At 60.1% G+C, this 19,173-nt stretch carries 15 protein-coding genes; 11 read left to right on the forward strand and 4 right to left on the reverse strand.

Annotation, left to right across the window (positions count from 1 at the left end; translation table 11 throughout):
- Nucleotides 1–6 precede the first annotated feature (6 nt).
- The 4 genes from rplI (at nt 7) to MK208_RS06735 (ending at nt 3,018) form a co-directional block, all read left to right on the forward strand.
- Nucleotides 7–633 carry a 50S ribosomal protein L9 gene (gene rplI / locus MK208_RS06720; protein ID WP_294115188.1) on the forward strand — a complete coding sequence of 209 codons (627 nt, stop codon included), beginning with the start codon at nt 7–9 and terminating at the stop codon, nt 631–633.
- A gap of 191 nt (nt 634–824) precedes the next feature.
- The gene (locus tag MK208_RS06725) at nt 825–1,265 is read left to right on the forward strand and encodes a lytic transglycosylase domain-containing protein (RefSeq protein ID WP_294115247.1); all 441 of its coding nucleotides are present in this window, start codon (nt 825–827) and stop codon (nt 1,263–1,265) included.
- A 70-nt stretch (nt 1,266–1,335) separates the two neighbouring features.
- Nucleotides 1,336–1,779, forward strand: a complete 444-nt coding sequence (locus tag MK208_RS06730) for a hypothetical protein (protein WP_294115191.1) — start codon at nt 1,336–1,338, stop codon at nt 1,777–1,779.
- A gap of 3 nt (nt 1,780–1,782) precedes the next feature.
- A complete protein-coding gene (locus MK208_RS06735; protein WP_294115192.1) occupies nt 1,783–3,018 on the forward strand; it encodes a biotin/lipoyl-binding protein in 1,236 nt (411 codons plus the stop codon).
- A 51-nt stretch (nt 3,019–3,069) separates the two neighbouring features.
- Here the strand turns inward: MK208_RS06735 and MK208_RS06740 are convergent, their stop codons facing one another.
- From MK208_RS06740 to MK208_RS06750, 3 genes are all read right to left on the reverse strand, one after another.
- Nucleotides 3,070–3,483 (reverse strand): DUF1330 domain-containing protein, encoded by a 414-nt coding sequence (locus MK208_RS06740; protein WP_294115194.1) that lies wholly within the window; start codon nt 3,481–3,483, stop codon nt 3,070–3,072.
- Between the two features lie 284 nt (nt 3,484–3,767).
- On the reverse strand, nt 3,768–5,102 hold the full coding sequence (gene tig / locus MK208_RS06745; protein WP_294115195.1) for a trigger factor: 1,335 nt from the start codon (nt 5,100–5,102) through the stop codon (nt 3,768–3,770).
- A 226-nt stretch (nt 5,103–5,328) separates the two neighbouring features.
- A complete protein-coding gene (locus MK208_RS06750; protein ID WP_294115198.1) occupies nt 5,329–6,444 on the reverse strand; it encodes a porin in 1,116 nt (371 codons plus the stop codon).
- An 869-nt stretch (nt 6,445–7,313) separates the two neighbouring features.
- Between MK208_RS06750 and MK208_RS06755 the strand changes: the two genes are divergently transcribed.
- The 6 genes from MK208_RS06755 (at nt 7,314) to MK208_RS06780 (ending at nt 17,590) form a co-directional block, all read left to right on the forward strand.
- Entirely contained in the window at nt 7,314–10,562 is a 3,249-nt protein-coding gene (locus tag MK208_RS06755; RefSeq protein ID WP_294115201.1) for an Ig-like domain-containing protein, read from the forward strand.
- 141 nt (nt 10,563–10,703) lie between these two features.
- Nucleotides 10,704–11,984 (forward strand): TolC family protein, encoded by a 1,281-nt coding sequence (locus MK208_RS06760; RefSeq protein WP_294115202.1) that lies wholly within the window; start codon nt 10,704–10,706, stop codon nt 11,982–11,984.
- Nucleotides 11,981–14,308 (forward strand): type I secretion system permease/ATPase, encoded by a 2,328-nt coding sequence (locus MK208_RS06765; protein ID WP_294115204.1) that lies wholly within the window; start codon nt 11,981–11,983, stop codon nt 14,306–14,308. Before MK208_RS06760 ends, MK208_RS06765 begins: the two co-directional genes overlap by 4 nt.
- Complete coding sequence (locus tag MK208_RS06770) at nt 14,305–15,486, forward strand: HlyD family type I secretion periplasmic adaptor subunit (protein WP_294115209.1); 1,182 nt, start codon at nt 14,305–14,307, stop codon at nt 15,484–15,486. Before MK208_RS06765 ends, MK208_RS06770 begins: the two co-directional genes overlap by 4 nt.
- Nucleotides 15,487–15,546: 60 nt before the next feature.
- Nucleotides 15,547–16,836: an MFS transporter gene (locus tag MK208_RS06775; RefSeq protein WP_294115212.1), complete on the forward strand. Its 1,290-nt coding sequence runs from the start codon at nt 15,547–15,549 to the stop codon at nt 16,834–16,836.
- A gap of 148 nt (nt 16,837–16,984) precedes the next feature.
- Nucleotides 16,985–17,590, forward strand: a complete 606-nt coding sequence (locus MK208_RS06780) for a LysE family transporter (protein ID WP_294115214.1) — start codon at nt 16,985–16,987, stop codon at nt 17,588–17,590.
- A 68-nt stretch (nt 17,591–17,658) separates the two neighbouring features.
- Here MK208_RS06780 and MK208_RS06785 read toward each other — a convergent pair whose 3' ends face one another.
- Nucleotides 17,659–18,360 (reverse strand): trypsin-like serine protease, encoded by a 702-nt coding sequence (locus tag MK208_RS06785; RefSeq protein WP_294115215.1) that lies wholly within the window; start codon nt 18,358–18,360, stop codon nt 17,659–17,661.
- A gap of 305 nt (nt 18,361–18,665) precedes the next feature.
- Between MK208_RS06785 and MK208_RS06790 the strand changes: the two genes are divergently transcribed.
- Nucleotides 18,666–19,166: a flavin reductase family protein gene (locus tag MK208_RS06790; RefSeq protein WP_294115248.1), complete on the forward strand. Its 501-nt coding sequence runs from the start codon at nt 18,666–18,668 to the stop codon at nt 19,164–19,166.
- Nucleotides 19,167–19,173: the final 7 nt, after the last annotated feature.

Here is a 19,173-nt window from a genome sequence, read left to right on the forward strand (position 1 = left end):
ACTGATATGCAAGTTATCCTTCTGGAACGTGTGGCCAAGCTGGGCCAAATGGGCGACGTGGTTGACGTGAAGCCGGGCTATGCCCGCAACTTCCTGCTGCCTCAGGGCAAAGCACTGACCGCTTCCAAGTCCAACATCGCATCCTTCGAAGCGCAAAAAGCGCAACTCGAAGCGCGTAACCTGGAAACCAAGAAAGAAGCCGAAGCGCTGGCAGAGAAACTCGACGGACAGCAGTTCATCGTGATTCGCTCCGCGTCCGACGCTGGTGCCCTCTACGGTTCCGTCACCACCCGTGACGCCGCAGAAGCCGCCACCGCCGCTGGTTTCACCGTGGACAAGAAACAGGTTGTTCTGGCCAAGCCAATCAAAGACCTGGGCCTGCACGCCGTACACGTACTGCTGCACCCAGAAGTCGACGTGACCATCGACCTGAACGTGGCGCGCTCCGAGGAAGAAGCAGAGCTTCAGGCCTCCGGCAAATCCATCCAGGAATTGGCCGCTGAAGCAGAAGCTGAAGCAGAATTCGAAATCGCCGAACTGTTCGACGATATCGGTGCTGCAGCATCTGACGACGACGACGATTTGGCTCCGGCAGCTGCCGACGCCGAAGAAGCGCCTGCCGAAGAGCAGTAAGCGTTTCACCGCGAAGAACTCGCAGAGCCGCGCCCGGGTGCACCTGGGCGCGGCTTTTTGCTTTGTCTATCCGCAAGATACCGCGCATCCCAACGCGCGCCCTTTCCTTCACAGCCGCTAAAGCCATACTGACGCCAAGACCGTCAGGAGGCCCTATGTCACAGCACCTTTCCCGCCGCACCGCACTCATCATGCTGGCCAGCCTGCCTCTGGCGGCCTGTGGCCGCTCCAAGCGCAAAGAAGACAGCCCGTTTGACCCGCCGCTCTATCCCAACGAAACGCCCGAGCTACGCGCTTTAATCAACAAATGGGCCGACCACTATGAGGTGCCCCGCGATCTCGTCCAACGTGTCATCATCCGCGAAAGCACCCACCGCCCCTGGGCCACCAACGGACCCAATATTGGCCTGATGCAAATCCAACTGCCGACCGCGCGCGGCATGGGTTACACCGGCGGGCGCCAAGGCCTCTTGGATGCCGAAACCAACCTTACCTACGCGGTGAAATACCTGCGCGGCGCGTATATGGTCGCCGAAGGCAATTACGACCGCTCCGTCTTCCTCTATGCCAAAGGCTACTACCCCGAAGCCAAGGCCGCAGGATTGTTGAAAGAAACGGGTTTGCGCCCCTAAGTTGACTTGGCAGCCCCCCTGGGCCTCTCTATTCTGACGTCAGATTTTGACCAGTAATTGAGGCCCCTTCGTGAGCTCTGAATCCGCAGCCAGCCTGCACCCTTTAGCCCCCCACCACTTGCCGAGTTTTATCTCCGACGGCACCGGTGGGGATCCGATGATGACCAACGTCGCGATCTTTGTCGCTGTCATGGTGTTCATCATCACCACCTTCTTCCTGCACCTGCACTCGCTGCCGGAAAAGCTCGCCCACAAGGTGGGCGCCAATCAGCTGCAAATGGTTGGCGTGCTCGCCCTCATCGCGCTCTTCACGCACAACAACCTCTATTGGGTCGCCGCGCTCTTGCTCGCGCTTGTCCAGATCCCGGATTATGAGACCCCACTACAACGCATCGCCGACGCGCTCGACCGCCTCAAGGCGGCCCCGCAACCTCTCGCGGAACCAGTCGCTGAAGCACCAGCGCCCGAAATCGAAGTGTCTGCTCCAACCGCCACAAAAGACGGGGAGGCCTAACCCATGTTGGAATTCCTCGCCTGCTCCATGCTCACCATCTTCCCTGACTTCCTGTTCCGCCGCTATTGGCAGGGCAAACGTCTGGGCCAAGACATCACCCTGTTCTCCATGTGGTATGAGCTGCGCTACGGTCTCAGCGCCTGCTTCATCCTCACGGTCAGCCTGATCACCCTGATCTTCTACTTCCACCCCTCCACCACCAGCGTGTCGTCTTACTTCCGCACCGTCACCATCTTGCCGGAACTCTCCGGCCGCGTGGTTGAAGTGAATGTGGAAAACAATCAGGACGTTGAAGCCGGAGAGCTTATCTTCCGCCTGGACGACAGCCGCCAACGGGCCGCCGTCGCCACCGCCCGCGCCGCCATGGTCGAAGTCGATGCTGGCGAACTGCTGGCCCGCGACGACCTGCGCGTCGCTCAAGCCAATCTCGACGCCGCTGAGGCCGCCTTTGAGCAGACCAAAGACGAATTTGAGCGCAAGAACACGCTCTATCAAGAAAACTCCCCTGCCGTGACCGTGCGCGAAGTCGAGCGGCTCGAAAATCTGATCCAGGAACGCCTCGCCGCTGTGGACGCCGCACACTCTGCCGTGGAATCCGCCAAACACCGCGTAGAAATCCAGCTCCCTGCGCAGAAGGACAGCGCCCGCGCCGCGCTGCACCAAGCCGAAGTTGAGCTTGGCAAAATGAGCATCTACGCCGGTCAAACCGGCCGCATCGAGCAATTTGACCTGCGCGTCGGCGATTACATCAACCCGATCCTCCGCCCCGCAGGCATTCTGGTCCCCGCGGACACCGGACGCGGCCGCTTCCAGGCCGGGTTCAGCCAATTGACCGCGCAAATTCTGCACCCCGGCATGCTAGCCGAAATGTCCTGTATTTCCAGCCCAATGCGCGTCACCCCCATGGTGATTGTGGAAATTCAGGACGTGATCCCCTCAGGTCAAATCCGCCCCTCCGACACGCTGCGCGATCCGCAAAACGACCGCCAGCCGGGCACGGTGATTGCCTATATGGAACCGCTCTATGAAGGCGGCACCGACCACCTGCCGCCGGGCAGCAAATGTGAGGTCAACGCCTACACCAACAACCACGAGCGCCTGCAAGATCCCGACATTGGCACCGGCGAATTTGTCGCCCTGCATGTGATCGACACCGTCGGCTACGCCCACGCCCTGATCTTGCGCTTTCGCGCCATCATGATGCCCTTCCGCCTCTTGGTGTTCTCGGGCCATCACTAAACATCCCAACTTCAAAACCAAAAGCCCCGGCCATGTGCCGGGGCTTTTTCTTTACGCACCAAAGTTTCCACCCAAGTCCCTCGGCGCCATCCGTATCAACCGGCTGTCCGCCACCGCCGCCTGCCGATGCTCGACCGCCGCGCGATACTCCGGATATTTGTGCATCGACGCAAAAGCCTCCACGCTTGGATACTCTGCGATAAAACACAGATCCCACTGCTTCTCCGGCCCAATCAACATCTGCTCCATCTCGCCGCGCCAGATGATCTTGCCGCCCAGTTTGGCAAATGTCGCCGCGCTCTCACGCCCATAGGCCGCATAGGCCTCTGCCCCGGTGGCCTCCCGCCCATCGGCATATTCCGCTTTGTCGCGCAGCTTGACCAGATTCAACATATGTACCGGCCCGGCGCGATCATTGGCCTTAAACGCGTCATAGCCAGCCTTATCGAATGTTGTGTACTCCATAGGTGCTCCTCCCGCCTCCACCCGACCACCCTCGCTGAAAGAGGTCAAACAAGACGCAGGGTCACACCCCGCTTCTTCTTGCCCAAAATATCCCGGGGGTTTGGGGGCTGGCCCCCAATTTAGTCTGTGTTTTGGGGGCTGGCCCCTTGTTTAGCCTGTGTTTGAGGGCTGACCAACGCCGCCACACTGCCACCTATCCCGCGCAAAACAAAACCACCACCCCAACAAAAAAGGCCGCCCCAATCCGGAGCGGCCTCTCACTGTCCCGTTAACGGGTGTTGGACTTATTCGTCGTCCAGTGCCTCTACGGCTTTTTGCAGGTCGTCTTTGGAGACCTCTTTTTCAGTCATCTCAGCCAGTTCGAAGACATAGTCGACAACTTTGTCTTCAAAGATTGGTGCGCGCAGCTGCTGCTGCATCTGCTGGTTCTGCTGGATGAATTCAAAGAATTGACGCTCTTGACCCGGGTACTGACGCGCCTGGTTCATGATCGCTTGCGTCATCTCGGCGTCGGTCACTTCAACCTCGGCTTTCTGACCCAGTTCTGCCAGCAACAGGCCCAGACGCACGCGGCGCTCGGCAAGCTTGTTGTGCTCGTCGGTTGGCTCGATCTCTGGGTGATCGTGGCCTTCAACTTCTGGGTTTTCTTCGTGCCACAGCTGGTGTGCAATCTGACCGGCTTCCGCTTCCACCAGGGATGGTGGCAGGTCGAAGGACACCAGACCGTCCAGCGCGTCCAGCAGCGCGCGCTTGGTCACGGCACGGGCCGCACCGGCGTATTCGCCTTCCAGACGCTCGGAGACCTGAGTTTTCAGGGCTGCGAGGTCTTCGGCACCAAATTTGGTCGCCAGCTCGTCGTTGATCTCTGCCGCAACCGGCTCTTTCACTTCCTTGATGACGCAGGAGAACACGGCCTCTTTGCCAGCAAGGTTTTCGGCGCCGTACTCTTCTGGGAAGGACACGGTCACGTCTTTTTCTTCTTCGGCTTTCACGCCAACCAGCTGCTCTTCAAAGCCAGGGATGAACTGACCGGAGCCCAGCACCAGTGGGAACTCTTCGCCGGCACCGCCATCAAACGCTTCACCGTCGATGCGGCCAACGAAGTCCATAACAACCTGGTCGCCGTCTTTGGCTTTGGAGCCTTTACGACGTGCTTTGAAGTCCTGCGCGGTTTCGGCCAGGTTGGCCAGCGCTTCGTCCACATCCGCTTCGGCTGCTTTCACAACCATTTTCTCCAGCTTGATGCCTTTCAGGTCCACGTCTGGGATCTCTGGCAGCGCCTCATAAGACATCTCGACTTCAACGTCGTCGCCTGGCTTCCAGTTTTCGCCGTCTTTCATCTCTACTTTTGGCTGCAGCGCAGGGCGGTCACCGGAGTCTTCAAAGTGCTTGTTCATCGCACCGTCGATGGTTTCCTGCATCGCTTCGCCCATCAGGCGCTCGCCAAACTGCTTTTTCAGAAGCGGCATTGGCACTTTGCCTTTGCGGAAACCTTTCATTTCGATTTCCGGCTGCGCTTCTTTCAGCTTGTCGTTTACAGTTGCCTCAAGCTCGGAAGCCTCCACCTTGATGGTGTAGCCGCGCTTCAGACCTTCGTTCAGCGTTTCAGTAACCTGCATCGGGTATCCCCATAAGTAGCGGCGCGCGGCACAATGAGTCCGCGCGCAGTCGAGAAAAATTTGTGCTCTTCTAGTGCCACGCGCGCCCCTGTGCAAGGGCAAAGGCATCAAAAACGCCTTGCCGATCCGGCATCAAATTGCTGCTGTCAGCCAACACATCGCAAAGCAACGTAAAAAGGGCGACCAAACCGGCCGCCCCTCCCGCAATTCCTTCGCTACTACAAGCTTAGAAGCTCCAGCGCGCGCCCACCATATAGGCGTCCACGTCGTTGTAAGTGGTGCCGGTGGTCACGTCATAGCCATGCTGGTGGTAGCTGAAGAACAAATCCACATTGGCGTTGTCGATCTTCTGCACCGCTTCAAACCCGTAGCTGACCGATTTGTCACCCACTGCCGCCATGTCGTTGCCGCGATAGGCATCGACGGACAGATGGGTACGTCCAAAGCTGAACCAATCCCGCTGATAGCCAAGCTTGGCATAGACGTAGTCACTCTTGCGCCCGCTGTCGCGATCGTTCTGACCAAGTGTCACCGTGCCGCTGATCCCGGTTGGGTTATGAAGCGCCCCGACCGAGCCCACCACCGACTTGGAGTCATCCGCCGCACCATCGGTCTGCGCATAAGACAACGTCGCCCGCAGAGTGGTGTCACCGAGATCCGCCCCATAGCGCAGCGCCACGTCGTAGAAGTTGGTGTCATCATTGTCTTTCAGGATTTCGGTACCCGCCGAGGCCGAGACCACAAACCCGCCGAAGCTTGGCGTGTCATACCGCACACGACCCTTCCGGCTGCCGTCAAAGTCCTTGAACACGTCGCCAATGGTTGGACCTGCGGCACCGCCGCCTACCGGTTGGAAGGCAAAGCCGCCCGCGGTATCGGCCACGGCAACCGTACCGGACAGGTCGGTGCCGGACAAATCCGTACCGCCAGAAATGCCATCAGACGCCATGGAACCCTGACCAGCGTAGAATGTGCCAAAGCGATCGGTCTCATAGATGGCTTCAAACTTACGCAGATCCGTCTTGTCCCAATCAAAGAAGTCATCATTGGAGGTCGCGCTCAGGCTGGATGTGCCCCGCAGACCCAAAGCGGTTTCGAAGTTAAACTTCAGGGTACCCGCACCCGTACCCATTTCATACCACGCCCCGATCCGGCTTGGCGCGTTGCTGTTGTCACTGAACTCGTTGCGCTTCTGCACACCATCATCCACGCTGGTCACAGCCCCGTTCAGGAACCCGTAAAACCGAAACTCCTCTTGCGCGGACGCCGCTGACGTCATCGCAACACTGCCCACAACCAGGGCCGCTGGGGCGACCCATACAGAGTGTTTTTTTCCAACCATCTTCTGTCTCCATATGCCCCCGCTTGCTCGTTCAGGGGGCTTGCTAATCACCTGCCTTAAGCCGCACGACCAGCTCAAACTCAGGCATCCACTCATGTGTCTTCCGTCAACCCGAAAGCAGCTCCCTGCTCCCTCCGTCACGCCGTCTCGGCGCAGGTCAACAAAAGACCATCTGGCGTCTAGGCCGCTCACACCCAAATGACAAACCCGTCAACCGGCTGATTTTGGCCGAGAATAAGCGCCTTTTTGCGCGTTGGCTGCATTGCCCTTCAAATTGGCGCGTATTCACAGCCAGTCGCATGATCTCAAAGGGGGAAAAATGCCGCCCCCTTCCCGTTTCATGTGGATTTTCAGAGGGCTAGATTTCAAGGGGCGGCAGTAAAATAGTTTGGGACCATGGCTCGGCCATTTTCCGCCAAGACATGCCGCCTCAACGCCACTTGTCCACCACGAAAGACAACAGGAGCCCCCCTCGCGACAAGCCAGCAACTGATTTGGAGACCACCAGAGCCACACTGCGACGGTCACACACATACCCACAAGTCAAAAACAACCTAAGAGTGTGCTTTGAATTACTTTCCAGCCACTAAAACGCTGTTAACGATTAAGGCAAAACGAGAACCCAACCTTTGCTCGCCTAACAGCCTCAAACCACAATCCCTAGAGGCTGCACCTACAGCACCCCAAGATTCCCCTTCAACCTCGGAAGCTTATCCAAAAAACACTGCAGACCGACTCCAAAAACTAGGAAAACCCTTAGTTTTAAGCAAATATGGCAAAAAAGTGATTGGCTTACGTTCCGGTCACATTTATAGTCAGAGCAAATCAAACAAGGGCATAAGCCCGAACAACCTAGAGCGGTAGAATACATGAGTAGTTATAGTTATGCCGTCCGCGGTACGGACGGAGTTGTTGTGCGCGGCCAAACAGCCGAAACTGCCAATGGCGTCATCGCAATCCAGCAGGCTTCGCAAGTCTCCCTGAATCTCACGCCCGCAGAGGTGGCCGGTTATGTGAATGACGGCGGCAATCTGGTGATTTACTTGGTGAGCGGCGAGACCATCACCCTTGAGAATTATTTCTCTGGCGACGAACGTGAGTTGCTCCTGTCCAAAGACGGCCAGCTACAGGTGGTCGACCTCGGAGACCCGATCAACGATCAGTATTTTGCCCAATATGAGTCGGTGTCCATGACCGACAAATGGAGCGAGTATGACCAACTCGCATTCCTTGATCTGGAGCGGGTTGAACCGGTTGTCGCCCCTCTCGCCGCGCCCCTCGCAGGCCTGGTGCCCGGTCTTCTTGGCGTGGGCGGTGCAGCCGCAGTGGCTTCTACCCTTGGCGGCGGCGAAGGTGAAGACACCGTTGATGGTGGCGAAGGTGACGATGGCACTGGCGACGATAACGGCGACGACGACAACGGCGGCGACGAGGAGCCCAACGACGACGACACCACCGGCGGAGACGATGGGGGAGACGGCGGCGGTGATGATGATGACGACGGAGACGATGGGGGTGACGATGACACCATCCTTCCAACCGTAGACGACGCGGACGTCCCCCGCATTGTGGGGGGCACCGGCGACGACAGCGTGACCATCACTGGCACCGGTGAACTCGGCTCAACCGTGACCGTGACCATCGGCGACGAAACCGGCACCGGCACCGTGGGCGACGACGGCACCTACGAAGTGATCTTTGAGCCCGGCGATCTGCCTGATGATGGCGACTATGATGTCGACGTCACTGTCGAAGGCCCAGATGGCACTGTCTACGATCTGGATGGCCCGTCGGTGGACATCGACACCACCCCGCCGGACGTGTCTGTCATGGACGGCACCGTGTCCACCGGGGACATTGTCAACGAAGACGATCACACCACCGGCCACGTCATCAGTGGCACCGGCGAACCCGGCGCAGCGCTGACCGTGGAAATCGATGGCGTGACTCAGAGCACCACTGTGCAAGGCGATGGCTCCTGGTCTGTGACCTTTGACTCGTCCTCACTCTCCACCGGCGAATACACCACCGGCATCACCATCACCTCCACCGATGAGCGCGGCAACGTCACCACCGTGACCGACACGCTCGAAGTGGACACCATTGCCCCCGGCGTGGACATGGGCATCGTGGAAGGTGACAACATCATCAATGCCACGGAAGCCTCTGACGGCGTTGTACTTTCCGGCACTGGCGAGCCAGGGTCTTCGCTTTCGATCCTGTTCGAAGGTGTGACCCAGACCGTGACCGTCGCAAATGACGGCAGCTGGTCGTCGGCCTTTGATGCCTCTGAGATTGGCACCGGCACTTACGACAGCACCGTGTCCATCACCGCCACCGATCTGGCAGGCAACAGCCACACCGAGACCTTCACTGTTCACATCGACACAGACGGCCTTGCGACGATCACCTCTCCGATTGCGGGCGATGACATCGTGAACGCTGCCGAAGCCGCGGCGGGCGTGACCCTCACCGGCACCGCCGAGCCGGGCTCGTCGGTCGCTGTGACCGTTGAAGGCGTCACCCATACCGTGAACGCCGCTGGCGATGGCAGCTGGTCTGCCACCTTTGCCGCCGGTGAAATCCCGCAGGGCACCTACGACACCACCGTGACCGTGACCGCAACCGATCTCGCGGGCAACGTGACCAGCACGTCGGACAGCTTCCGCGTGGACACCGAAATCTCGGCGGCCATGAACCCGAGCCAGCTGGGCGGCGACAACACCGCCAACGCCACCGAAGTGGCTGGTGGCTTCACCCTCACCGGCACCGCAGAGCCTGGCTCTTCCGTGGCTGTGACCATGGAAGGTGTGACCCACACCGTGACCACCGCGGCCAACGGCACTTGGGCGGCGACCTTCGCAGGCGGTGAAATCCCACAGGGCACCTACAACAGCACCGTGTCCATCACTGCAACCGATGCGGCAGGCAACAGCGCCACCACCACCGGTACCGTGGCTGTGGACACCGAACTGTCCGCAGGCATCAACACCGGCCAGGCAGGCGGTGACGACATCGCCAACGCCGCAGAAGTGGCTGGCGGTCTGAGCCTCACCGGCACCGCCGACGCGGGCAGCAGCGTGGTTGTGCAGATCGCTGGAGCCTCTCGCACTGTCACCGCCGCCGCAAACGGCACCTGGGTGGCCAACTTCACCGCTGCGGACATCCCGCAAGGGGAATACGACACCCCGGTGACCGTGACCGCAACCGATGCCGCGGGCAACACGGCCACTGCCACCTCGACCATCCATGTGGACACCACCACCTCGATCGACGTGGACCTCTCTGCAGGCGTATTTGCCGCTCCGGTCAACGCCGCGCAAATGCAAGGCGGTGTGGTACTGGAAGGCACAACGGAGCCAAACTCCTCGGTGGTTGTGACTGTGGACGGCGTGGTGCGCAGCACAACGTCTGATGCGTCCGGCAACTGGTTTGTGACCTACGAAAATGGCTCCTTGGCCGAAGGCACTTACACCGCAAACGCCACCCTCTCGGTGACCGATGCGGCCGGCAACACCGCCACCGCCAACGCCACCTTCGCCGTGGACACCGAAATCACCAACCCGGTTGTGCAATCCGTGACCTTCTCGGACGACGATGTGACCTCTCTGTCGCTCAGCACTGAAAATCAGGACTACGAAATCCACGCCCTCAACCAGGACGGCTCCACCGCCGAACTGGCCACTACAGAAGTGGCGCTGGGTGGCGATGAATCCCTATATGTGCTGAACCCGAAAGCCTCCGATGGCACCCATCTGGTGATTGCCTCCACGGATGACGCGGGCAACCAGTCCGATACATTGCTGGTGCTGGATGACAACGTCACCAACGCAGGCACGCTGGATCACGCTGCGGCTGGCAACTTCAACATCGAAGGCATCGAGTTGGACTACGCGTCGGACGCAAACCTGACCCTGACCGAGGCCCAGATCAAAGAGCTGTCTGACACATCCGACACGCTCACGATCCACGGCGGATCTGATGACCAGATCACCGTCACCGACGCAACCAAAACCAACCAGACCGTGGACATCGAAGGCGAAGCCTATGATGTCTACACCGTTGGCAATGACGGCGTGACCCTGATCGTCGACCAAGACATCAACGTCATCATCTGATGATCGTTTTGGGGCGGCCACGGGCCGCCCCTCGCAAATCCAAAGCTCCGGAATATCGCTGCCACCATGTCCCGCTGCCATCTCCCCACTTGCTTGCCGCTCCTCCTGGGAGCCACGCTTCTGAGCGGCTGCATGGCCAATATGAGCGAGCACCTGCCGGACATGAGCAAGCCCATGGGCCTGCTGAAAGCCAAACCCGAAGGCGCCGAGGCCGCCGCCGAGGTCAGCAAACGCACCAGCTTTGAGCAGGACGCGGATGCCAAAACCCAAAGCGAAATCCTCAACACGCTTCTGGCCCGCCGCTCCGTCATTCCAAACGACAGCGCGATGGGACACGTGGCCGACGTGGCGCTGACTTCCTCGCGCCGCTCCGCCGAGGCCCAACTGCAAACCGCCAAATTGCGCGCCCAGGCTGAAAACAAAAACTGGCTCCCGACCCTGAGCCCCGAAATTTCCCTCAACACCCTCAGCGACGTGATCGCCGGTCTTGTGTTTGAACAGGTGCTGTTTGACCACGGCCGCAAAAAGGCAGAGCGTGAATATGCCGCCGCCGATGTCGAAGTTGCGGCCGTCACCCTCTCCGAAGATCTGAACGAACGCACCTACACCGCGCTAGCGCTTTATATCAAAGGCTTGCGCGGTCAGGAGAAGGCCCAGGTTGGCAACAAAGGCCTCGCCCAGCTGCATCATTTTGAGCGCATTGTGCAGGGGCGTGTGGACGGTGGTGTCTCCAACAAAGGCGACCTGCGCATGGTGCGCACCAAAATCCAGACTCTGGAAACCAAAAGCGAAACCGCCGCTGAAAGCGCAGGCACCGCTCTGGCCGAACTCAAAGCCATGACCGGCACCGCCTTTACGCTGAAGCCGGTCTCCGCCCTCTCTGCCCAGTCTTACCCAGCGGTAGAACCGCTGGACGTGCTGCGCGCCCGCGCCGAAGCCGAACGCTCCGTCGCCCAAGCCACCGTGGAACGCGCCGCGCAACTGCCCGGTCTCAAGGCCACCGCCCGCACCACCAACCGCGGCAACAGCGCGGGTCTGAACCTCTCCAACGACGTTGGTCTCGGCCTTGGCACCGGCGACCGCCTGAAAGCCATCGAAGCCTCCAAAGACATTGCCGCCCGCCAGGTGGACGAAGCCCGCGAAGATGGCGCGCGCGACCGCAAACGTCTGGAAAGCAACATCCAAAGCCTCGAACGCCAAGAGCGTGAGGCCAACCAGCTCGCCCGCGAAGGCCGCGACACCTACAAACTGTTTGAAGCTCAGTTCCGCGCCGGCCAACGCTCCGTGCTCGAAGTGGTCGATGTTTACGAACAATCCGTGCTGCGTTCCCTTGACGGCGTCGACGCCAAATACGACAAGCTGCTGGCGCAACTAGAGCTCGCCCGTGATCTGGGCTTGCTGGCAGACGGAGACGCAATTTGAGCGACGGGACACCCAAAGGCAAAGCACCGGTGGTGCTCTCAATTGCGGCGGTGAAATCCACCAAAGCCGCCAACAAAGCCCCCGCGCCTACCCAAACGCCTTCCCCCGCACAAGTCGCTCAAATCAATCCAAAAGCCGTCGCGGCACCGGCACCAGCCAAACCTGCGGCAGCGCCTGCGCCGTCGGATGCCATCCACGATCTGGTGGAGGCCACCGCCACCCGCATCCAACACCGCGCCACGCTGATCTCCACACTCGCCTCGCTTAACGGCGTCGACATTCCGGTCACCGATGTGGCCGAGCATATGTGGACCAATGCGCCTGGTGATGTCTCTGTCAAAGCGCTCTCTGGCGCGCTCGCCCATGCCGGTGTGGAACCCAAAATTCATCACAAGATGAAGGTCACCGCCGCCGCTTGGCCCGCCGTCGCGATGATGAACAATGGGCAGGCCATTTTGGTCTTGTCTCAGGACGAAGACACGCTCTACGTCTATGACGACAGCTGCGCCGACAATCGCGCCGAAGTGCCAGTCAACGAGTTTGAGCCCTTCTTCTCCGGCACCGCCCTGCGCGCCAAGGTTTCTTTGCGCCAACTGGCCGAGCGTCACGTGCCGCAGATCGCAGACGGCATGTCCGGCCACTGGTTCTGGGGCGAATTCACCAAATACCGCCGCCACATGGGCGAGATCATGCTGGGCTCGCTCGTTGCCAACCTTTTGGCCGTCGCCGTCGCGCTCTTCTCTCTGCAAGTCTACGACCGCGTCATCCCGCACCAGTCTCAAGCCACCCTTTGGGTGCTCGCCGTCGGCGCAATCTTCGCCATTGGCCTCGAAGGCCTGCTCAAACTCGCCCGCGCCAAGATGAGCGACGCCGCTGGCCGCCGCATGGAACTTTCCATCCAGCACCGCCTGATGAAGCGCCTGTTGGGCATGCGCTCGGACCGCCGCCCCCTGCCCCCATCCGGCCTGTTTGCCGCGATGCGCGATTTCGGCGCGGTGCGTGACTTCTTCACCTCCACCACCATCTCGGTGCTGGCAGACATGCCGTTTATTGTCATCTTCCTCGCACTGGTGGCTTCCATCGCAGGCAACCTTGTCTGGGTGTTGATGCTCGGCGGCGTGCTCATGGTCCTGCCCGCCTATGTCTTGCAAAAACGCATGATCAGCCTGTCGCGCGAAACCCAAGGCGCCTCCGCCAAAGTAGGCCGCCTGCTGCAAGAGGTCATCACTGAGCTCGACACCGTGAAAACCCAACGCGGCGAAGACCGCGTGCTGCGCCTGTGGGACGAGCTCAACGCCGTTTCCAGCCACTCCTCCGCCGAACAACGCCGCCTCAGCTCCGCCCTGACCTACTGGTCCCAAGGCGTGCAGCAAATGACCTATATCGCCACTGTGGTGATCGGCACCTATCTGGTGTTTGCGGGCGAATTCACCGTCGGCACCATCATCGCCTGCGGCATCCTCACCTCGCGCACGCTGGCCCCGCTGACTCAGTTCGCGGGCACTCTGGCGCGCTGGTCCAACGTCAAAGGCGCGCTGGAAAGCCTTGATGCCATTGCGCTTTCTGAGCAGGAAAAAGACGGCGAGCGCAAATACCTGCGCCGCGAAAAACTCGAGGGCCAGTTCGAACTGCGCGAGCTGTCCTTTGCCTATGACGAAGACAGCGGCGCCTCCCTCGATGTGCCCGGCGTGGTCATCAAACCGGGCCAGCGCGTGACTATCCTTGGCGCCAATGGCTCCGGCAAATCCACGCTGCTGAAGCTCATGGCCGGTCTCTACGGCCCCACCAAAGGCCGCGTGCTGCTCGACGGCACCGACATGGGCCAGATCGACCAACGCGACCTGCGCCGCAATATCGGCTACCTCAGCCAGGACGTGCGCCTGTTTGCAGGTTCCTTGCGGGACAACCTCAACCTCACACAGCTCGAACGCGACGACGACCGCCTGATGGCCGCGCTCGATTTTGCCGGCCTCGGTCCCTTCCTGCGCAATCATCCGCAGGGGCTGGACCTACAAATCCGCGACAGCGGCGAAGGACTGTCAATCGGCCAGCGCCAATCTATCGGTTGGGCGCGCCTCTGGCTGCAAAACCCCAGCATCGTTTTGCTCGATGAGCCCACCGCTGCGCTCGACCAAACGCTAGAACGCACGCTGGTCAGCCGCCTGTCCACTTGGCTCGAAGGCCGAACCGCCCTTATCGCCACCCACCGCACGCCGATCCTTGCGCTCTCCACCCGCACGCTGATCCTGCAAAACGGCCGCCTCGTGGTCGATGGCCCACGGGAACAAGTCCTCGCCCACCTCGCCGGAGGGGCCAACGGATGACCACATCCGAGTTTGAGAACGAAACCGGCCTCGACGAGCAACTCAAAGCCTCCCGCCTCACGATCCGCCTGATTGCCGCCGCAGTCGGGCTGTTTGTCATCTGGTCCGCCTTTGCCTGGGTCGACGAAATTGTGCGGGCTGACGGTCAGGTCGTGTCCTCCTCACGCTCCCAATCCGTGCAAAACCTCGAAGGCGGCATCCTCGCCAACCTCGCCGTCAAACAGGGCGACTTGGTTGAGGCGGGTCAAGTGCTCGCCACTCTGTCTGACACCCGATTCCGCTCCGCCTTTGACGACCTACAAGACCAGATCGACGCGTTGGAATTGCGCCGCCTGCGTCTTGAAGCCGAGATCGACGGCCAGTTCGAATTTGACGTGCCTGAAGAGCTTGCCAAACGCGCGCCCCGCATTCTGGCCTCTGAAAAAGCCCTGATCGAAGCCCGCCAGACCGACATCGACAGCCGCCGCGAAGGCGCCTTCACCCAGCTCGAACAGGCCCAAGAAGAGCTCTCCAACATGGAGCGTCTCTACAAGAAAGAGTTTGTCGCCCTGCTGGAGGTCAACAAGGCCCGCGAGAAAGCCTCCGAGGCCGAAATCCGCTACATGGACATCCTCACCCAGGCCGAGCTGGCGCTGGCGGAGGAATACTCCGAAACCCTCAAAGAGATCACCTCGCTCAAGCAGGAAATGCGCCTCGCGCAAGACCAGCTGTCGCGCACCGTGATCACCGCGCCCATGCGCGGGATTGTGAACAACCTCGCCGTGACAACCATCGGCGGCGTGGTGCGGCCAGGCGAAGAAATCTTTGAAATCATCCCCTTGGGCGAAGAACTTTTTGTCGAGGCCCAAGTCCGCCCGGAAAACATCGCCAACGTCGAGCCGGGCCAAGACGCCTCCATCAAACTCACCGCCTACGACTACACCATCTATGGCTCGCTCAAAGGCAAGGTGGATTTCATCTCCGCAGACACTTTTGAAGACGAACGCGACCCCTCTGCGCCGCCCTACTACAAGGTCACCGTCAACGTGAACGCCGACGCGCTGACTGAGCGCCAGAAGGCCATCGAAATCCGCCCCGGCATGCGCGCCACCGTGGAACTGCACACCGGCTCCAAAACCGTCCTGCGCTACCTGATGAAACCGCTGTATAAGAGCAAAGAGGCCTTCCGGGAGCCCTAGGCGCAACCTCCGCGCGATCAAACTGTTGCGCAACCTGACCGCAACGTCGAAGGTGCCACCATGACACCAGAAACCGCGTTCTCCTTCTCAGCTCTCAGCGACTCGGCACAACGCCACATTCGGGTGTTCCAAATCCACCAGTTTCTGGACCGTTTTGCCATGGGTCTCACGGTGGCCGTGGTCACGCTGGCCTTGACCGACCGCGGCATGGATCTCTTCCAGATCTCGCTGCTTTTCGGGGTTTATTCCCTGACCACCATGACAATGGAGCTGCCCTTTGGCGGCTTGGCCGACAGCATCGGGCGCAAGCCGGTCTTCCTCACAGCCGTCATCGCCAGCCTGATCTCCCTCGCGCTGTTTCTCTCCAGCAGCAATTTCTACGTGCTGGCGCTCTCTTTTGCTTTCATTGGCTTTGGCCGCGCCCTGCGATCCGGCACCTTGGACGCGTGGTTTGTCGAAACCTTCAAAACAACCGCCCCCAACGTGGACGTACAACCCGCCCTCGCCAAAGCGCAAACTGCCAATGCCATTGGCCTCGCCATGGGCGCGATCCTCGGCGGCCTTCTCCCCGACATCCTCGGACCCTATGCGCAATCCCTCGGGTTCAGCCCTTATGACACCTCCTACGCTGCCAGCTTTGCCGTGATGCTCGGCGTGTTTGCCTTTACCAAGCTGGCCATCATCGAGCCGCCTCGCCCCAAGCACCCACGCGGGCTCATACAAGGCTTTGCCAACGTGCCGCTGGTGATCAAGGACGCGGGCCTGCTGGCCCTCAAACACCGCACGCTCTCCCTGCTGCTGGCCGCACTGGCGATCTTCCTCATGGCCACCAACCCGGTCGAGGTGCTCTGGCCCACTTTCGCCAAGCCGATGCTGGACGCGACTTTCGCCAACACCGCCATCGGCGCCCTGACCGCCACCTATTTCTTCGCCATCGCCTTTGGTGCCGCGCTCTCGCCACACGTCAGCAAACTCTTCAAACGCCACCACGCCAAAACTCTCGCAGCCACCTTTACTTGTCTCGCCGCACTACAAATCGCCCTCGCCTACCAAGGCCACATCCTCGCCTTCGCAACCGTCTTCATCCTCTATTCCATCTGTCTCGGCATCTGCGAAACCCCGGCCAGCAGCATCCTGCACCGCTGCGTTGCGGATCATCAGCGCTCCACCCTGCTGTCCCTGCGTTCCCTGATCCAACAACTCGGCGCGGCACTAGGCCTGCTCCTTACCGGGTCCGTCGCAGAGCTCTACTCCCTCTCCATCGCATGGAGTCTCGGCGCAGTGTTCCTGCTCCTAGCGGCCGTGTTGTGCTTGATGTTGAAGAAGCAGATAAAAGCTGAACAGATTTAGACATACGTCACCTCCCGAGCCCTCGCCACATTCTCGCCGCACAAATCATCAGCAACGCCAGCGCCACAGCTCCTTTCCCCGCAACTATGCCGTGACTTGTCCCGCGCCCTCCCGTACTCCTGAAGCACAGCAACAGGAGCCGCGTCCCATGGACCTCACTCACATCCTTACCTTCAATCTTGCACTGGCCGCCGCCATTGCCAGTCCCGGCCCAGCTTTCCTGATTTCCGTAAAAACCACCCTCACCGCGGGCCGCCGTGCTGGTCTCGCTGTGGGGGCCGGTCTCGGCCTCATGGCCGCGCTCTGGACCCTGGCCGCCCTTATGGGGCTGGAAGTGATCTTCACCGCCTTCCCATGGGCCTACCTCGCCGTGAAAACCATCGGCGCGCTTTATCTGATGTATATCGCCTACGGCATGTGGAAAGGCGCTCGTGATCCTTTGGCACCAACCGACGTGAAACCGGCCCATCACGCTTTCTGGCAAGGGCTGATGATCAACCTGATGAACCCCAAATCGGTGTTGTTTGCCGCCGCCGTGCTGGTGGTGATCTTCCCCGCCAACATGACGCTCTCGGAAAAAGGCTTCATCTTCTCCAATCACCTGGTGATCGAGCTGATCTTCTACAGCCTGCTGGCCTTTGGCATGAGCACAGCCACAGCCCGCGCCGCCTACCTGCGCGCCAAGACCTATCTCGACCGCATCGCCGCCGTGGTACTTTCCGCCCTCGGCCTGCGCCTTCTGTTTGGCAAATAACACCTGATAAACAAAAAATGGCGGCCCGAGGGCCGCCAGAGTTGGACAAGTAAGCCAGAGCAGGAGGCTTACCCACCCGCAATCATTTGCCGGAGCGTGTCCGCGCTCAACAGCGTCCCCACAGAGACATTCTTTCCACCCATCGCTGCCTTGGCAGACACCACAGAAACCACCGCAGGGTTGTTGCCATTGGTCAGCGCCAGAACCGGCGCGCCAGAGGCGCCAAAGTTGACTTCACAGCTCATCACCAGCGTTTCCTGCTGACGGGCCAGCACGCGGCAGGGATATTCCAGAATCGGATCGGTGCGGTTGCTGATGGTGTAGCTCAACACCCCCAGCATATCGCCGCTGGACAGGTTGGCACCGTAGCGCATGGGCAGCACAGAGTTCTTTGCAATTGGCGTGCCCAGCTTCAGCAGCGCGATGTCACTGCCCACTTGAGCTTTGCCCTTGTGGTTGTGGATGTAATCGGGATGCGCCGTGGCAACAGAGACTTTGCGAACCGCCTTGGCCTTGCCGCGCTTCAAACCAGCCTGAAACTCGATCTGATGGGGCTGGAGTTTTTTGCCGGTACGCGGGTCATAAAGACAATGCGCGGCGGTCAGCACCAATTCCGGTGAAATCAATGCGCCCGTACACATCGCCTTACCTGACAACATCAGGCGTCCAACCGCTGCCTCTCCGGGCAGCTTCCCTGTTACGTTTGCTTCGGCATGCAACACGGCTGGCAGCAGCGTTACAAGTGTGGCGAGTAGTCTAATGGCGCGCATGGTGCCTCCCTCAAATCCTTGAAATCACTTGAACAAGCATCTGGGGCAGCATTCGGACCAAATCGGTGCCATTTGCGGTCTGTTTCTGGGGCACGCGGTGTTCGACTTGGGGCCAAAACAAGGCAGTCGTTAAAATCCAACTCTCCGCAATTTGCGTAAAAATCGATGTATATATAAGGAGAGCCCGCAGTCACTGTGGTCGATGAATTTGACAATCGTAAAGGCAGAGCAAACTGTCTCTTGCGCCCGCCCTATTTTCGGCCCATTGCTGCGCTAGGATGCGCGACATGAAAGACAACCTGCATATGACGGATGAATCCTTTGCCCCTACGGCTGAGAACCAGCGCCGCTTCCGCGACGCCCTTGGGTGCTTTGCCACCGGTGTGACCGTTGTCACCGTGCCCACCGCTCAGGGTCCACTTGGCATGACCGCCAATTCTTTCTCTTCTGTGTCGCTTGATCCGCCGCTGGTGCTCTGGTGCCCGGCCCGCAATTCAGAGCGCCACCCGTTCTTTGCCGGTGCCAGCCACTTTGCCATCCATATGCTGCGCGATGACCAAAGCGCACTGGCCATGGACTTCGCCCGCAACGGCGATCCCTTCGCCACATTGCAACATGGCACCAACGCCGATCACGTGCCGCTGTTGCCGGATTGTCTGGCCCGCTTTGAATGCCGCACCCATGCGGTGCACGATGGCGGTGACCATGACATTGTGGTGGGTCAGGTGGAACGCCTCTGGGTCGGCGAAGGCAAACCCTTGGTCTTTGCACAGTCCCACTTTGGATGCTTTGACGCCAACGCCTAAGCCTCTA

The sequence above is a fragment of the Shimia sp. genome, assembly GCF_022448905.1.
Lineage (GTDB): Bacteria > Pseudomonadota > Alphaproteobacteria > Rhodobacterales > Rhodobacteraceae > Shimia.

Excerpts from the sequence above, each read along its gene's own strand:
- MK208_RS06760 (WP_294115202.1), top strand. The coding sequence starts at position 10,704 with ATGAGCGAGCACCTGCCGGACATGAGCAAGCCCATGGGCCTGCTGAAA.
- MK208_RS06775 (WP_294115212.1), top strand. The coding sequence starts at position 15,547 with ATGACACCAGAAACCGCGTTCTCCTTCTCAGCTCTCAGCGACTCGGCA.
- MK208_RS06790 (WP_294115248.1), top strand. The coding sequence starts at position 18,666 with ATGACGGATGAATCCTTTGCCCCTACGGCTGAGAACCAGCGCCGCTTC.
- MK208_RS06740 (WP_294115194.1), bottom strand. The coding sequence starts at position 3,483 with ATGGAGTACACAACATTCGATAAGGCTGGCTATGACGCGTTTAAGGCC.
- MK208_RS06770 (WP_294115209.1), top strand. The coding sequence starts at position 14,305 with ATGACCACATCCGAGTTTGAGAACGAAACCGGCCTCGACGAGCAACTC.
- MK208_RS06780 (WP_294115214.1), top strand. The coding sequence starts at position 16,985 with ATGGACCTCACTCACATCCTTACCTTCAATCTTGCACTGGCCGCCGCC.
- MK208_RS06735 (WP_294115192.1), top strand. The coding sequence starts at position 1,783 with ATGTTGGAATTCCTCGCCTGCTCCATGCTCACCATCTTCCCTGACTTC.
- tig (WP_294115195.1), bottom strand. The coding sequence starts at position 5,102 with ATGCAGGTTACTGAAACGCTGAACGAAGGTCTGAAGCGCGGCTACACC.
- MK208_RS06750 (WP_294115198.1), bottom strand. The coding sequence starts at position 6,444 with ATGGTTGGAAAAAAACACTCTGTATGGGTCGCCCCAGCGGCCCTGGTT.
- MK208_RS06755 (WP_294115201.1), top strand. The coding sequence starts at position 7,314 with ATGAGTAGTTATAGTTATGCCGTCCGCGGTACGGACGGAGTTGTTGTG.
- MK208_RS06785 (WP_294115215.1), bottom strand. The coding sequence starts at position 18,360 with ATGCGCGCCATTAGACTACTCGCCACACTTGTAACGCTGCTGCCAGCC.
- MK208_RS06725 (WP_294115247.1), top strand. The coding sequence starts at position 825 with ATGCTGGCCAGCCTGCCTCTGGCGGCCTGTGGCCGCTCCAAGCGCAAA.
- rplI (WP_294115188.1), top strand. The coding sequence starts at position 7 with ATGCAAGTTATCCTTCTGGAACGTGTGGCCAAGCTGGGCCAAATGGGC.